Below are 14102 nucleotides of genomic sequence, written 5' to 3'. Positions count from 1 at the left end.
GTTCCGTTGCGATCGTTCCGGCGCCCGACACCTGGTACTCAGATCGGCGAGATCAGATCCATCACCTGCTGACCATAGGGCGGCTGCTGCACTTCGGTCAGGCGGCCGCGGCCGCCATAGGAGATCCGCGCCTCGGCGATGCGGTCATAGGAGATGACGTTGTTGGCATCGACATCCCGTGGCCGGACGATGCCCGCAACATTGAGGATGCGCAGTTCATGGTTGACGCGCACTTCCTGCGAGCCGCTGATCAAAAGGTTGCCGTTCTCGAGGACGCCTGTGACGACCGCAGCGACGAGCAGTTGCAGCTTTTCGGACCGCTCGGTTTTGCCGTCCCCTTGGGTCTTCGTGTTCGAGCCATATTCCAGATCGCCGGACCAACCGAAGTCGCTCGTTTGCGATTCGCCGCTGGCACCGAGGTTGAAGCCGCTGGAATTGGTGCGGCTGCGGTCGGTCTCGTTACTGAATTTTGCCTTATCATCAATGCGGATATCGACCGTCAGGATGTCGCCGACATTGATCGCCCGCGCATCCTTGAAAAGCGCCGCCTGTTGATCGTTCCAAAGGGAAAAGCCGTTGGTGATCTGATGCGGCTGCTTCGGATAAGCGGCGAGCTGCGGCGTCTGGGTGTATTGCAGGCCGCTGCCGATCGGGCTCATCGATGGCGCCTGGCCGATCTCCTTGAAGGCCTGGCTCTGACATCCCGCAAGGAGGCCGACGGCCAGGACGGCCGTGAATTGCTTTCTCATGACGGTTCCTTCGAGGTGTTCGGATCGCTGGCGCTGGAGATGATATTGGTAAGCACTGCCGCCTTTTCGTCACTCATCTCGCCGAGGATCAGCGAGGATTGGCGCGCCGGCAGCCTCATGACGATCGCCGCGGCGATTTCCGGGCGCACCATTTCGAGCTTGCCGGCGGCATCGTCCGGCTTCATCGCCTTGTAGATGTCGACGAGACCAAGCTCGGCCTGCTTGAGGAAATCGTTGCGGCGCTTCAGCCAGTCCTCATATTCGGCCCGGCGTTGTTCGAGTACCGAGATGCGCTCGTCGACGCTTACTTTCAGCGTTTCCAAGTCCTTGCGCTGCAGCAGGTAACGCTGGTCGCGCGCGGCATCGGCAATATTGGTGCAGAACTGCTGGATTTCGTTCGCCGTCGCGTTTTCGGCGGGCGGTGCCGTGACGTCCTGGGCGAAGGCGCCCGGCATAGCGAGCATCAACGCCCCGCAGGCCGACCCAAAAGCCAAGCGCCGTGACTTGCGAATGAAATGGAAGAGATCTGCGGTCATTGCAGCACAAGCTCCGCCTGGAGGGCTCCCGCCGTTTTGATGCTCTGGAGGATCGCGATGATCCCATCCGGCTTGACACCGATGCTGTTGAGACCGGCCACGAGCGAGCGCAGGCTGGAGCCGTTGAGGATCGCCACCGTGCCGCCATCCGCCTGCGCCTCGATCGTCGTGTTCGGCTCCACGGCGGTCTGGCCGCGCGAGAAGGGCGCCGGCTGCACGACCGTCGGCGTTTCGGTCACCTGCACCGTCAGCGTGCCATAGCTGACCGCAACCTCGGAAACGCGGACGTCTTGGCCGATGACGATCGTTCCCGTCCTCTCGTTGACGACGACGCGCGCCGGCACGTCGGTTTCGATGACGAGATTCTCGATATCGGCCATCAGGCGCGCGAGATCGGCCATTTTCGGCTTCTGGACCAGCACCGACTGCGAGTCGAGCGCCTCGGCGATGCGTCCGCCGAACTGCGTCGCGGCGTAGTTGTTGATCGCCGCAGCCATGCCGACGGCCGTGGAAAAATCCGGATTGCGCAACTGCAGGACGAGGTTGAAGCCATCCTTGAACTTCGCCGGCAATTCCCGCTCGATGACGGCACCGTTCGGCACGCGGCCAGCCGTCGTGACACCCTGCGACAGGCTCGCGGCATCACCCTGGGCGTTGAAGCCGGTCACGACGATCGAGCCTTGGGCGACCGCGTAAATCTGGCCGTCGGCGCCGGAAAGCGACGTCATGACCAGCGTGCCGCCGCGTAGCGAGGTCGCGTCGCCGAGCGAGCCGACCGTCACGTCGATACGGCTGCCGGGGCTCGCAAAGGGTGGCAGCGTGGCCGTTACCAGGACCGCAGCGACGTTGCGCGTCCGCGACTCGCCCCCTTGGGTCGAGATGCCGAGATTTTGCAGCATCGCGCGGATCGACTGTTCCGTGAAGGGCGAGGACCGCAGGCTGTCGCCCGTCCCCTGGAGCCCGACGACGAGGCCATAGCCGATGAGCTGGTTGTCACGCCCGGCCTGCAGTGAAGCCACGTCCTTGATGCGCGAGGCGCCGTGCGCGAAGGTCAGCGTCGCCGCAAAGGCGACGGCGAAGGTCAACAGCCACTTGCATGCCCGGATCGTCATTTCGCCACCACATGGATCGTGCCGTCGGCCATGACGGTACCCGAAACGATGACGCCGGTATCGACATTGCGCGCACGGATGAGGTCGCCGACCGCCGCGTCCTGGAGCGGGGAACCGGTGGCGGTGATCGTCAGTCCGCCCTTGCTGAAGACCAGCAGGGCCTTGGAGCCGCGCTCGACCGCATGTTGCTCACGCAAGGCCGATGCGAGGATAACCCGTCCGGGAAGAAGGGTCCGTTTCGTGACCTTGCCTTCCACCTCGTCGAGCGAGCGCGCATAGCCGTCCGTGATATCGGGATTGGTCACGTCGACCACTTCCAGCATGCCGGCTTCCAGCGTCTCGCCGGGATAGATCGTCTGCGTCGGGATGACGGCTGTCGGTCGTTCCCCGGCGGCAAGCGCCGGCGACAGAAACGCGGCGATCGCAACAAGGCCGATGGCCTGCGCCCGAAGCACGGCGCCGCTTGCGATTGCTGCCCTTGCGGCGGACTGGCGAAACGTCATGTTTGCCTCCTGCTTGCGTTACCTGAGGTTCTTGCTCACCGTGGCCGCCATTTCGTCCGCGGCCTGAATGATCTTGGAATTCATCTCATAGGCCCGCTGGGCCGAGATCAGGTCGGTGATTTCCTTGACCGCATCGACGTTCGAGGACTCGAGATAATTCTGCTTGATCTGGGCATAGCCCGGATCGGCCGGCGTGCCGACGATGGCTTCGCCGGAAGCGGGCGTCTGGCGGAACAAGTTCTCGCCCATAGGCTCGAGACCCGCTTCGTTGACGAAATTCGCGATCGTCAGCTGGCCGATTTCCTGAAGCTCCGTGTCATTGCCGATGCGCACCATCACCTGACCAGAGGACGTGAAGACGATCTCGCTCGCATCCTGCGGCACGGTGATGCCGGGGACGACCGTATAGCCGTCGATGGTGACCAACTGCCCGGTGGCGTTGGTGTTGAAGGCGCCGGAGCGGGTATAGACCGTCTCGCCGTCCGGCGTCTCGATTTGGAACCAGCCACGGCCGACCAGCGCCAGGTCGTAATTGTTGCCGGTATTGACGAGGCTGCCCTGGATATGAAGGTTGCGCACCGCCGATGTCTGCACGCCGAGGCCGACGATCGCGCCTTCGGGAACGATCGCCTGGTTCGAGCGGTTCGGCACGCCCTGGGCGCGCTCGGTCTGGTAGAGCAGGTCCGAAAACTCGGCGCGCGCCCGCTTGTAGCCGGTCGTGTTGATGTTCGCGATGTTGTTGGCGATGACTTCGAGGTTCAGCTGCTGGGCGTTCATGCCCGTGGCGGCGATGGAGAGAGCCTTCATGACACGTTCCTTCAGATCTGCATGCGCGCGATTTCGAGATAGGCGGTGACCACCTTGTCGCGGATGGCAATCGCGGTCTGCAGCGACTGTTCCGCCGTCATCACCGCATCGACGACTTCACGGGTATTGGCCTCGCCGCGGATGGCCTGCAGCGATATCCCTTCTGCGGATTTCATCGAGTGAATGGCGTCGGTGGTCATGTTGCCCAGGACTTCGGCGAAGCTCTGCGGCGACGGGGCGGCCACGCCGGCATGCGGCACGAGGAGCCCGGTGGATGCGTTCAGCTCCGCTCCCTCGGCCTTCTTCATGGCCGAAAACGCGCCGATGGACTGAATTGCGTCGATCATTATTGCGAAGCCCTCAGCAGGTCGATTGTCTGGGAAATGAGATCGCGAGACTGCTTGATGGTCTGCAGATTGGCCTCATAGGCGCGGTTCGCTTCACGCATGTCGGCCATTTCCACGAGGATGTTGACGTTCGGCAGCTTGACCATGCCTTTCTCGTCGGCGGCCGGGCTGCCGGGGTCGAATTCGACGTTGAATTCGGAATCATCGGTGCCGATGCGGTCGATCTCAACCAGCGATGCGCCGCTTGCCCGGTCGACTTCCGCCGCGAAGGAAACGGTCTTGCGGCGAAAGGGATCGGCGCCGGGGACGTCGCCGGTCGAACGTGCATTGGCGATGTTCTCGGAAACGATGCGCAGCCGGGTCGATTCCGCCTGCAGGCCGGAAGCCGAAACCTTGAGGGCCGAAGTCAAAGGATCCATGGTGTCTACTTCCGTACGGTCATGAGCATCATGCGGTGAAAGGCCTTCACGAGCCCCGAGTTGAGCTCGTGGTCGCGCTTGATCTCACCGGTCTTCATCAATTCCTGTTCGAGCGCGACGGTATTGCCGGACTGCTGCACCTCGACATCGTCCAACGCGCTGACCTCCGTCACCTGGGCTGCTTCCGGGCTTTCGGTGAAATGAGCGGCATGGGTGGCGGCCATCTGCAGGCCGGTACTCTGCAGCACGCTTTCGAAGGGCAGGACGTCCCTGGCCCTGTAGTGCGGCGTATTGGCATTGGCGATGTTGCCCGCCACGACGTTCTGGCGGACCGTCAGCCATTGAGCCTGGCGCGACGCGAGTTCGAAAAGCTGAATCGGTTCCATCTAAAGCTCCTGCTTATGACGTGGAACCTAAGGGGGTAATCTTGCGTGGGACTTGTCGTGAAGCAGGTTTGCCGCAGGCCGCGTGATGGCAAGGGACGAAGACGGCTGCGGGCCTCCCCTGGGCACATGCACCCGGGAGGCCGGCGCATCGGCCCGAAAAGCGGAACCGATTTGAGGAAAGCTCGATGCGCAGATTCAAAGAACGACAGATGCAAAGCGCAAGAATTGCCGTGCCGGGGCTTCGCCTACCTCGCCTGGGAGATCTCGCCCTTGGAGGTGATCATCACCCAGCGACCGTCCCGCTGCTCGAAGGTCGCAAGGCGGCTGTTGTCCGGCAGAACGGAGCCGACACGGACGACATACATGCCGCCTTCATCCTCGATGAGCGCCCTGCCATTGGCGACATGCATCAACTTGAAGCGCGACGCCGGGAATGGCTGGTCTGGTCCGGCTTCCGCCTGGTTCTTGTCAGCCTGCGGATCGTACTCCGGCCCGGGCACGGTCGCCGTCGTCAGCCGGTCGATGGCGGCGGCGATCTCGTCGTCTTTGTCCGGCATTGCCAGCGGCGAGACGGAAACGACGTCGCGGCCGGGACGTTCGGGAAGGTCGCGGCTCGTCTCCTGCCACAGCGTCGGCATGCTGAACTCGTCCTGGTGGAGAAGCGCATACCAGGGAAAGAAGGTCGCGAAGGCCGCCATGGCCAGGCCCAGGGCACCGAGCAGCCTGTCGATCACCGGCGTCCTGGCGACGCGCCGGCGCTGGCGGACGATCTCGTCCGCGTCGTAATCGGTCATTCTAGGACCTCCTGGGCGCGCCGGCGCCCGGCTGGTTGCCCATTGCGGCAGCCTTCAACGCGTTGGCGAGGTCGGTGAAAGCATCGACTGCGGGCCGTTCGCCGGGCGTCTGCTTCAAAACGTCGTAAATGACGGGAACCTGCTTGATCGCCATGTCGACATCCGGATCGCCGCCAGCACGGTAGCCGCCGATCAGCCGCAGGTCGCGCGTTTCCTCGAAACGGTGGATCAGCGACTTCAGGCGGGCAGCGAGCTTTTCCTGATCGGGCGTCCAGGCCTTGCGCGCCAGACGGGAGATCGAGGCAAGCGGATTGATGGGCGGGTATCTCCCCTCCTCCGCAAGGCTGCGGTCGAGGACGATGTGCCCGTCGAGAATGCCGCGTGCCGAATCGGCGACCGGATCGTTGTGATTGTCCCCGTCGACCAAGATGGAAATGATGGCGGTGATCGTGCCCGTTCCCTCGGCGCCGGGTCCGGCGCGCTCGAGCAGACGCGGCAGTTCCGTGAACACCGAGGCCGGATACCCGCGCGCGATGGGCGGCTCGCCGGCTGTCGTTGCCACCTCACGAATCGCATGCGCGAAGCGCGTGACGCTGTCGACGATGAGCAGGACGTTATCCCCCTTGTCGCGATAGTGCTCGGCGATTGTGACCGCGGTCAGCGGCGCCATTTTCCTGAGCATGGGGCTCTCGTCGCTGGTAGCGACAACGGCGACCGACTTGGATAGATTGTCGCCCAGCGTGTCCTCGATGAACTCGCGCACCTCGCGGCCGCGCTCGCCGACGAGCGCGATCACCACCTTGTCGAACGCATCGGCGCGCGCAAGCATCGACAGAAGCGTCGACTTGCCGACGCCGGAGCCGGCAAAAATGCCGAGCCGCTGCCCGAGGCACAGGGGCGAGAAGATATCGATGGCCCGCACGCCGGTCTTGAAACCCTGCTCGACCCGTCTGCGCGTCATCGACGGCGGCGCGGCATTCGAAATCGAACGGCGGATCTCGCCCTGCAGCAGCGGGCCGAGACCGTCGATCGGCTCGGCGAGCGCATTGACCGTGCGCCCGCACCAGTTGCCGGTTGGCGCGATGCGGAAGGCTCCCTTGCGGATGACCACGTCATGGATGCCGATCGGGTCGCCAGGCTCGATCGGACAGACGACGACACGTTCCGGCTCGACGCGGACCACTTCGCCGAGGTGGGTGCCGGTCGCGCTCTTATGCGCGACGAAATCGCCGAGCCGGACATGCCGCGACAGCCCGGTGACCGTGTAGTGCCCGGGCGAAATGGTCTGGACATGCCCCCCCGGTGCGATCGCGACGTCGGGATTGGCGTAACGCGCGACGAGCCCGGCAAGGGCTGCCAGTGACGTCGATGTCGCAATGGTCTCAGAACCTTGTCGTTCCATGCAGATATCCGTCGTATTAGCGGGCGCCGCCGAGTGTCTTGATCGCCTCGTCGAGCGAGCCCTCGCTGTCGCGCATCAGCGCGGTCACATTGTCGAAGGCGCGCGTCACCATGATGAGCTGCGTCATCTCCTGAATGGCATTGACATTCGACTCTTCTAGGAAGCCCTGCATCACACCGACGTCGAATCGGTCGACCACCGGCTCCGGCTGGATGGCAGGCATCACGGCGCTGTTGTCGTAACGCATGAAGCCGCCGCTGAAATCCGCCTGGTACAGGCCGAGGGACGCAACCTGAGTGTCGTTCTGGTGGATGACTCCGTCGGCGCCCACCTTTATGTCGCCGGCCGCGCCGTTGACCTGGACCGGGGCGCCGCCGGCGTCGAGCACCGGGTACCCCTTGATGGTGACAAGTTCTCCCGCCTCGGTCAGGGTGAAGCGGCCGTCCCGGGTAAGCGCCGGACCGGCGGGCGTCTCGATCGAGAACCAGGCGTCCCCCCGGACGGCAAAGTCAAGCGTGGCGCCGGTCCGGGCCAGCGAGCCGCTGGTGGTGCTCAGATATTCGTCGCCTTCCGACACATAGGAGACCTTGGTGGGCTTCGTGTCGCCGAGCACCTGGTTGAATTTCACCTCCGTAGCGCGGAAGCCGACGGTGTTGGAATTCGCAATATTGTCCGCAAGCGTGTTGAGGCGCTTTTCGAGCGCCATCTGCGACGAAAGCGCGACATAGAGGCCGGTTTGCACGTCAGCGCCCCCCAAGTTTCAGGTTATTGATGGACAGCAGCAGGTCGGCCGAGATGCCGTAGCCACTCGAGGAACCGAATACTGCGAGCGGGTCGTAACTGTCGGATGAATGCTCGATCTCCCAAATCGCCGTGAAGCGGTCGAGGAATGCCGAGAGCTTTCCTGGATCCCGGAAATCCTCCAGCTCGATCGCCTTCTCGATGGTTTTCGCCTGCTGGTCCACGTCGGTCGCGGCGAATTCGTCCGGCAGTTGCAGAACCGTTCGAACGACCTGCGCCAACGCCTCGTCGGCGATGATCTCGTAGGCACTGGTGATCGCCGGAGCCGTGCGCTGGAAATAGAGCGCCAGCCTGACGCCGGTATTCTCCTGCCCGGCATTCTCCTCGAGCGTCTGGCGCGTATATTTGCCGACGACCCCCTGCTGGGCGCTGTCGAAGGCCGTGGCCGCTTCGCCATGGCGGGCGAAATTCAGAGATTCGACCAGCGCCTTGTAGCGGTTATCCGACAGCTTGTTGGCAAAGGCGTCGTCGCTGTCGATGCCCTCGGTCAGGACTTTTCGCATGAAGGCCTTGGCATAGGCCATGTCCTCGAGGCCATGCGCCTTCATCGCGTAATTATAGAGCCGGCTGTCGGCGAAGAACTCGTCGAGCGATTTGATGCTGCCGATCTTGGAAAGGTAATAATCCGTCTCGCGGGCGACGTCCGGCTGCTCGGAAACGCGCTCAAGCGACTTCGTGAGATCGGCGGTGATCAGTCTGTAGCTCGTGTAGGTCGTCGTCACGATCCGTTCCGTCCGAATTCGAGCGGGAATCCCGCTTCGCCTGTAGAGAAGCCGGGACGCGATTCGGGCCCGACGCTGGCAAAATGCTGACCTGACTTGCTTGCGCGAACCTGATCCGCGGCCGGAGTGCCGATCGGTTTCACGGCCAGCCTCACGCAAGGATGAAATCCTATTCCATCCAAGGGAAATCACGATCGCGACAGGTATCGACAATGAACATCATCATCGGACTCCTTGTGACTTTCGGCTGTATTCTCGGCGGCTACGTCGCGATGGGCGGCCATCTGGAAGTCCTCAACCAGCCGTTCGAGCTGATGATCATCGGCGGCGCCGGTATCGGCGGCTTCATCATGGCGAATTCGATGAAGGTGGTGAAAGACACCGGTAAGGCGCTCGGCGAAGCCTTCAAGCACAAGGTACCGAAGGAGCGCCACTATCTCGACACCCTTGGCGTGCTCTACAGCCTGATGCGCGATCTCAGAACCAAGTCGCGCAACGAAATCGAAAGCCACATCGACAATCCCGACGAATCCTCGATCTTCCAGTCCGCCCCCACCGTCCTTCAGAACAGGGAACTGACGGCCTTCATCTGCGACTACGTGCGCCTGATCATCATCGGCAACGCCCGATCGCACGAGATCGAGGCGCTGATGGACGAGGAGATCCAGACGATCACCCACGACAAGATGAAGTGCTATCACGCGCTGACGACCATGAGCGACGCCCTGCCCGCCATCGGCATCGTCGCCGCGGTCCTCGGCGTGATCAAGGCCATGGGCGCAATCAGCGAGGCGCCGGAAGTGCTGGGCGCGAAGATCGCCGCAGCGCTCGTCGGAACGCTGCTCGGCGTGTTCCTCTCCTATTCGGTCGTTGCCCCACTCGTCTCCAACATCAAGGCGGTCCGCGAAAAGCAGAACCGGCTCTACGTCCTCGTCAAGCAGACGCTGCTGGCCTACATGAACGGCTCCGTTCCGCAGGTGGCGCTCGAATATGGCCGCAAGACGATCTCCGCCTATGAGCGGCCGTCGATCGACGCGGTCGAGCAGGAAATGATGAACCCGGGCGGCGGCAGCGAGAGCAAGGCGGCTTGATACCATGACTGCGAGCACGGCATCGAACATCCATCCCTTCGACAAGCGGCTGTTGGCGCGCATGATCGGCGCGCTCGGCGACGACAAGGTGATCGGCCGCACCGCCCTGGAGATCGGCCAGGTCCTCGGTGAAGTCCTGCCGGACCTTCTCAAGGCCGAGACGGGCCGCGACATCACGATCGGCTATGCGGGATACAAGACGGGCCTTCGCAACGACCTCATCGCCGAACTGGGCGACGGCTTCCTCATCTGCGACGTCTCGCTGCGCAACTGGTGCGAGGACTTCCAGATCGGCTGCGACAGTCCCGTTCTCGTCACCCTCGTCGAAGCGCTGCTCGGCGCCGAGCCGACAGGGATCGAGGAGCCGGAGCCGAGGGCGTTGTCGAAGATCGAGATAGACGTGGCGGCGCCGGTGTTCGACAGGATCGCAGAGGTTCTGCGCATGGCCGTCAACGCTCCAGGCGGGCATGAACCGGTGCTCGGCCGCCCCCACAACAGCGAGGACCGCCCGCAACCGGATCACGCGATGGCGGATGTCTATGCGGCCTCCATCGACATGACGATCGGGCTCGGCCCGGTGCTCTCGACCTTCTGCCTGATCATTCCGCAAGGCACGCTGCTCAAGACCCAGATCACCATGCCCGGCAGCGCCGGCCAGAATGCGGGTGCGAAAGCCGAGTGGGCGGAACAGATCAAGGAGCAGGTCCGCCGATCGGCGGTAACCCTCGAGGCGCGGATCCGGCTGGACAGCCTGACGCTTGACACCATCAGCCGGCTGCAGCTCGGCGATGTGATCCCGTTCCATGACGACCAGGACGTCCAGGTCGAGGTCAACGCCAACGGACGGGAGCTCTACATCTGCGAGTTCGGCCGGTCCGGCGCCAAATACACGGTCCGGGTCAAGGATACGCACGGGTCCGAACAGGACATCCTTCGCCACATCATGAGTTAAACCGCGCCTCTCAGAATGCCTGAGGCAAGCTTCAACTGGAATGATCCGCACATGGTACGAAAAAAAGCAGCATCCATCGACGAACAGGCGGGATTCACGGAAGACGCCGAACTCGACCAGGCAATCGACGACCTGCGCGGCGTTCTGAAGAAGGACAATGCCCCGACCGATTTCGGCGCCGATTTCGCAGCGCCCGCACCGGCGGCCGACCTCTCGGACTTCGGTAGCGATTTCGGCGCAGCCGATGGGGCCGGCTTCGGCGGGAGTTTCGCCGACGGCGGCTTCGGCGGCGATTTCGGCGGAACCGACACGCCCGGAGGCATCGACCTCGACAGCGGGTTCGGCGGCAATGATTTCGATGTCGGCTCCTCGGCACAAGACGCACCGGGCAGCGGCATGACCGCAAATATGGACCTGATCATGGACATCCCGATCGATGTCCAGATCGTGCTCGGCACCAGCCGTATGCAGGTGTCCAGCCTCATGGGCCTTGACGAGGGAGCGACGATCGCGCTCGACCGGAAGATCGGCGAGCCCGTGGAAATCATGGTCAATGGTCGTGTGATCGGCCGCGGCGAGATCACCGTCCTCGACGGCGACGTAACCCGGTTCGGTGTCAAGCTCATCGAGATCAAGAGCAGCAAGAAGTAAGCCCGATGTTGGGCGAAGGATGAATCCATGACGGATTTCGGAAGTTTCGAAGGACAGGCGTTAGCCAAACCGCTGTCACAGACGGAAAAGGCGGCGGCCGTGCTGCTGGCCATGGGCAAGTCCGTGGCGGGCAAACTGCTGAAATTCTTCACGCAAAGCGAACTGCAGGCGATCATCGCCGCGGCGCAGACGCTGCGTGCCATTCCTCCCCACGAGCTCGAAGCGCTCATCAACGAATTCGAAGATCTCTTCACCGAAGGCGCGGGCCTGATGGACAATGCCAAGGCCATGGAGAGCATCCTCGAAGAAGGTCTGACGCCGGATGAGGTCGACGGGCTGCTCGGACGCCGGGCGACGTTCCAGTCCTACGAGGCCAACATCTGGGACCGCCTGCAGGACTGCGATCCTGTCGCCGTTTCGAAGCTGCTCGCCGAGGAACACCCGCAGACCATCGCCTACGTTCTGTCGATGATGCCCTCGAACTTCGGCGCCAAGGTGTTGCTGCAGCTTTCGGACAGGCAGCGACCGGACATTCTCAACCGCGCGGTCAACATGAAGAATGTCAGCCCCAAGGCGGCCGCCATCATCGAAGCCCGCGTGGTCGAGATGATCGACGAGATGGACGCGGAACGCAATTCGCCCGGACCGGCCAAGATCGCGGAAGTGATGAATGAGCTCGAAAAGAAGCAAGTAGATACGCTGCTTGCCTCGCTCGAGACGCTCAACACCGACTCGGCCAAGAAGGTCCGGCCGAAGATCTTCCTGTTCGACGACATCCTCTACATGCCGCAGAGAAGCCGCGTGCAGCTCTTCAACGACGTCTCCACGGACATCATCACCATGGCGCTCCGGGGCTCGGCTGCGGAACTGCGCGAATCGGTCCTCGCGTCGATCGGCGCGCGCCAGCGCCGGATGATCGAATCGGATCTGGCCGGCGGCGACGCCGGCATCAACCCGCGCGACGTCGCGATCGCGCGGCGGTCGATTGCGCAGGAGGCGATTCGCCTCGCCGCGAGCGGACAACTGGAACTCAAAGAGAAAGAGGCGGAAGCAGCCTGACCCAATCGCGGCTCTCAGTCGCGACCTTCTCCAAATCCGAAGCCACACATTGATTTCTGTTGAGTCGGACGCCTAACCAGTGGCCGGCTCTTGCATATGGGGCGCGCGCGGTCCACCAGAGAAGCGCCTCGTCTCAGCCTGCGGATCGATTCTGCAGGCGCGCATGGCACGGGATGTGCGCCGGCGTTGGCTTTTCTCATCCCACTTTATGGCGGCGGGAGCGTTCCGTTCATGTCGGACGATCAGGACAAGGACAGCAAAACCGAGGCGCCGTCGGAGAAGAAACTTTCCGATGCCGCCGACAAAGGCAATCTCCCCTTTTCCCGCGAAACGACAGTCTTCGCCTCGACGCTGGCGATCTACATCTTCATCGTCTTCTTCCTGGCGAATGGCGTGGCAAACACGGCGCAAGCGCTCAAGGACATCTTCGAACAGCCGGAAGCCTGGCGCATCGGCACGGCGACCGACGTCGTCGGTCTGGTCTCGCACATCCTCTTGAAGGCGGCTGCGCTGCTCGTACCGATCTTCGTCCTGCTCATCCTCTTCGGGGTCGGATCCTCGATTTTCCAGAACCTGCCGCGCCCCGTCCTCGACCGCGTCATGCCGAAGATGAACCGGGTGTCGCCAGTGGCGGGCTTCAAGCGCATTTACGGCGTTCCGGGGCTCGTGGAATTCGGCAAGTCGCTGTTCAAGATCATCATCGTCTCGCTCATCGTCGTCTTCGTTCTATGGAACGACTACTTCGCGACGCTCGACCTGATGTTTTCCGATCCGGTAACGATCTTCACGACGATGATGTCCGACCTCAAGCAGATCATGATTGTCGTCCTTCTGGCGACGGCGGTGCTGGCGATCGTCGACCTGTTCTGGACCAGGCATCATTGGTACACGCAACTGAAGATGACGAAGCAGGAGGTGAAGGAAGAACTGAAGCAGTCGCAGGGCGACCCGATCGTCAAGTCGCGGCTGCGCTCGATGCAGCGCGACCGCGCGCGCAAGCGCATGATGGCCTCCGTGCCGCGCGCCACACTCGTCATCGCCAACCCGACACACTACGCCGTCGCGCTCCGCTACGTGCGCGAGGAAAACGAGGCGCCGGTGGTCGTTGCCCTGGGCCAGGATCTGGTGGCCCTGAAAATCCGCGAGATCGCCGAGAAGAACAACATCCCCGTTTTCGAAGATCCACCGCTCGCCCGCTCCATGTTTGCACAAGTCTCGGTAGATAGTGTCATTCCACCGGTGTTTTACAAGGCGGTCGCCGAGCTGATTCACCGGGTCTACGCAGCTCAGCCGCAACAGAGACGGGTGACATAATCTTGAAAAAGAACGAATTCTCCGAAGAACGCGAAAAGATAGTGGCAGAGGCGATCCGTCCGATAGCAACGGAACTGCGTCTGATCGATGCTGCGGATTTCATCGCGCTTCTGCGGTTCGAGTCCTATGCGAGCCTCGCCGACCTCGTGGAATCGGCTGCAGAACTTTATTTCCAGCCCGGAACCGTCAATTTCGGCCTCGGCGGGAACTATAGCCTCGACTGGAACAGTTGCCCCGAGATCACCCTCGACCTCGAACTGAAGCCGCGCGGCGTCGCGGTCTATGTGCGCCTCGTCCTTGCCGGGGAAACGGCCGGCATAGAAATCAGCCACATCAATTTCCAGAAGCCCTCGAAAGATCCCGACGAGAACACGGCCTTCCTCGCCAGAAGCCTGGCGGAGGCGAAATTCGTCAGGTCCTATCCGCTCCCGCTGGCAAGCTGACCAGAAGAAATGCA

The 14102-nt window shown here is 62.7% G+C and carries 18 protein-coding genes; 6 read left to right on the top strand and 12 right to left on the bottom strand.

Features of this window, described 5'->3' with window-relative positions:
- Window positions 1-38 precede the first annotated feature (38 nt).
- The 12 genes from flgH to AC4P1R_RS01160 form a co-directional block, all read right to left on the bottom strand.
- The gene (flgH, locus tag AC4P1R_RS01215) at window positions 39-749 is read right to left on the bottom strand and encodes a flagellar basal body L-ring protein FlgH (protein ID WP_069459489.1); all 711 of its coding nucleotides are present in this window, start codon (window positions 747-749) and stop codon (window positions 39-41) included.
- Complete coding sequence (locus AC4P1R_RS01210) at window positions 746-1285, bottom strand: MotE family protein (protein WP_151610829.1); 540 nt, start codon at window positions 1283-1285, stop codon at window positions 746-748. The genes flgH and AC4P1R_RS01210 overlap by 4 nt, the downstream gene beginning before the upstream one ends.
- Window positions 1282-2397 carry a flagellar basal body P-ring protein FlgI gene (locus tag AC4P1R_RS01205; protein ID WP_151610828.1) on the bottom strand — a complete coding sequence of 372 codons (1116 nt, stop codon included), beginning with the start codon at window positions 2395-2397 and terminating at the stop codon, window positions 1282-1284. The genes AC4P1R_RS01210 and AC4P1R_RS01205 overlap by 4 nt, the downstream gene beginning before the upstream one ends.
- Window positions 2394-2900, bottom strand: a complete 507-nt coding sequence (gene flgA / locus AC4P1R_RS01200; protein WP_083265367.1) for a flagellar basal body P-ring formation chaperone FlgA — start codon at window positions 2898-2900, stop codon at window positions 2394-2396. Before flgA ends, AC4P1R_RS01205 begins: the two co-directional genes overlap by 4 nt.
- An 18-nt stretch (window positions 2901-2918) precedes the next feature.
- Window positions 2919-3707, bottom strand: a complete 789-nt coding sequence (flgG, locus tag AC4P1R_RS01195; protein ID WP_069459492.1) for a flagellar basal-body rod protein FlgG — start codon at window positions 3705-3707, stop codon at window positions 2919-2921.
- Window positions 3708-3718: 11 nt separating this feature from the next.
- Window positions 3719-4054, bottom strand: a complete 336-nt coding sequence (gene fliE, locus AC4P1R_RS01190; RefSeq protein ID WP_492177312.1) for a flagellar hook-basal body complex protein FliE — start codon at window positions 4052-4054, stop codon at window positions 3719-3721.
- Window positions 4054-4473 (bottom strand): flagellar basal body rod protein FlgC, encoded by a 420-nt coding sequence (flgC, locus tag AC4P1R_RS01185; protein ID WP_492177311.1) that lies wholly within the window; start codon window positions 4471-4473, stop codon window positions 4054-4056. Before flgC ends, fliE begins: the two co-directional genes overlap by 1 nt.
- Before the next feature lie 5 nt (window positions 4474-4478).
- Window positions 4479-4859 (bottom strand): flagellar basal body rod protein FlgB, encoded by a 381-nt coding sequence (flgB, locus tag AC4P1R_RS01180; protein ID WP_069459495.1) that lies wholly within the window; start codon window positions 4857-4859, stop codon window positions 4479-4481.
- A 245-nt stretch (window positions 4860-5104) separates the two neighbouring features.
- Entirely contained in the window at window positions 5105-5653 is a 549-nt protein-coding gene (locus AC4P1R_RS01175; protein WP_225190585.1) for a flagellar protein, read from the bottom strand.
- Window position 5654: 1 nt separating this feature from the next.
- The gene (fliI, locus tag AC4P1R_RS01170) at window positions 5655-7055 is read right to left on the bottom strand and encodes a flagellar protein export ATPase FliI (RefSeq protein WP_069459497.1); all 1401 of its coding nucleotides are present in this window, start codon (window positions 7053-7055) and stop codon (window positions 5655-5657) included.
- 16 nt (window positions 7056-7071) lie between these two features.
- Window positions 7072-7797: a flagellar basal-body rod protein FlgF gene (gene flgF, locus AC4P1R_RS01165; RefSeq protein ID WP_492177310.1), complete on the bottom strand. Its 726-nt coding sequence runs from the start codon at window positions 7795-7797 to the stop codon at window positions 7072-7074.
- Window position 7798: 1 nt separating this feature from the next.
- Window positions 7799-8578, bottom strand: coding sequence for a DUF1217 domain-containing protein (locus AC4P1R_RS01160; RefSeq protein ID WP_069459499.1), 780 nt, complete (start codon window positions 8576-8578; stop codon window positions 7799-7801).
- Between the two features lie 212 nt (window positions 8579-8790).
- Here AC4P1R_RS01160 and motA point away from each other — a divergent pair, with 212 nt between their 5' ends.
- From motA to AC4P1R_RS01130, 6 genes are all read left to right on the top strand, one after another.
- Complete coding sequence (gene motA, locus AC4P1R_RS01155) at window positions 8791-9669, top strand: flagellar motor stator protein MotA (RefSeq protein ID WP_069459500.1); 879 nt, start codon at window positions 8791-8793, stop codon at window positions 9667-9669.
- Window positions 9670-9673: 4 nt separating this feature from the next.
- Window positions 9674-10621 (top strand): FliM/FliN family flagellar motor switch protein, encoded by a 948-nt coding sequence (locus tag AC4P1R_RS01150; RefSeq protein WP_069459501.1) that lies wholly within the window; start codon window positions 9674-9676, stop codon window positions 10619-10621.
- Between the two features lie 51 nt (window positions 10622-10672).
- Window positions 10673-11272, top strand: a complete 600-nt coding sequence (gene fliN, locus AC4P1R_RS01145) for a flagellar motor switch protein FliN (protein ID WP_492177309.1) — start codon at window positions 10673-10675, stop codon at window positions 11270-11272.
- 27 nt (window positions 11273-11299) lie between these two features.
- The gene (fliG, locus tag AC4P1R_RS01140) at window positions 11300-12331 is read left to right on the top strand and encodes a flagellar motor switch protein FliG (protein ID WP_069459503.1); all 1032 of its coding nucleotides are present in this window, start codon (window positions 11300-11302) and stop codon (window positions 12329-12331) included.
- A gap of 231 nt (window positions 12332-12562) precedes the next feature.
- Window positions 12563-13645 carry a flagellar biosynthesis protein FlhB gene (gene flhB / locus AC4P1R_RS01135; protein ID WP_069459504.1) on the top strand — a complete coding sequence of 361 codons (1083 nt, stop codon included), beginning with the start codon at window positions 12563-12565 and terminating at the stop codon, window positions 13643-13645.
- 2 nt (window positions 13646-13647) lie between these two features.
- Window positions 13648-14088, top strand: a complete 441-nt coding sequence (locus tag AC4P1R_RS01130; protein ID WP_069459505.1) for a BspJ family T4SS effector nucleomodulin — start codon at window positions 13648-13650, stop codon at window positions 14086-14088.
- Window positions 14089-14102: the final 14 nt, after the last annotated feature.

This window comes from Sinorhizobium sp. Y406 (assembly GCF_058732025.1).
Note: the sequence above shows the minus strand (reverse complement) of the source record. Positions and strands in the feature narration are given on the sequence as shown.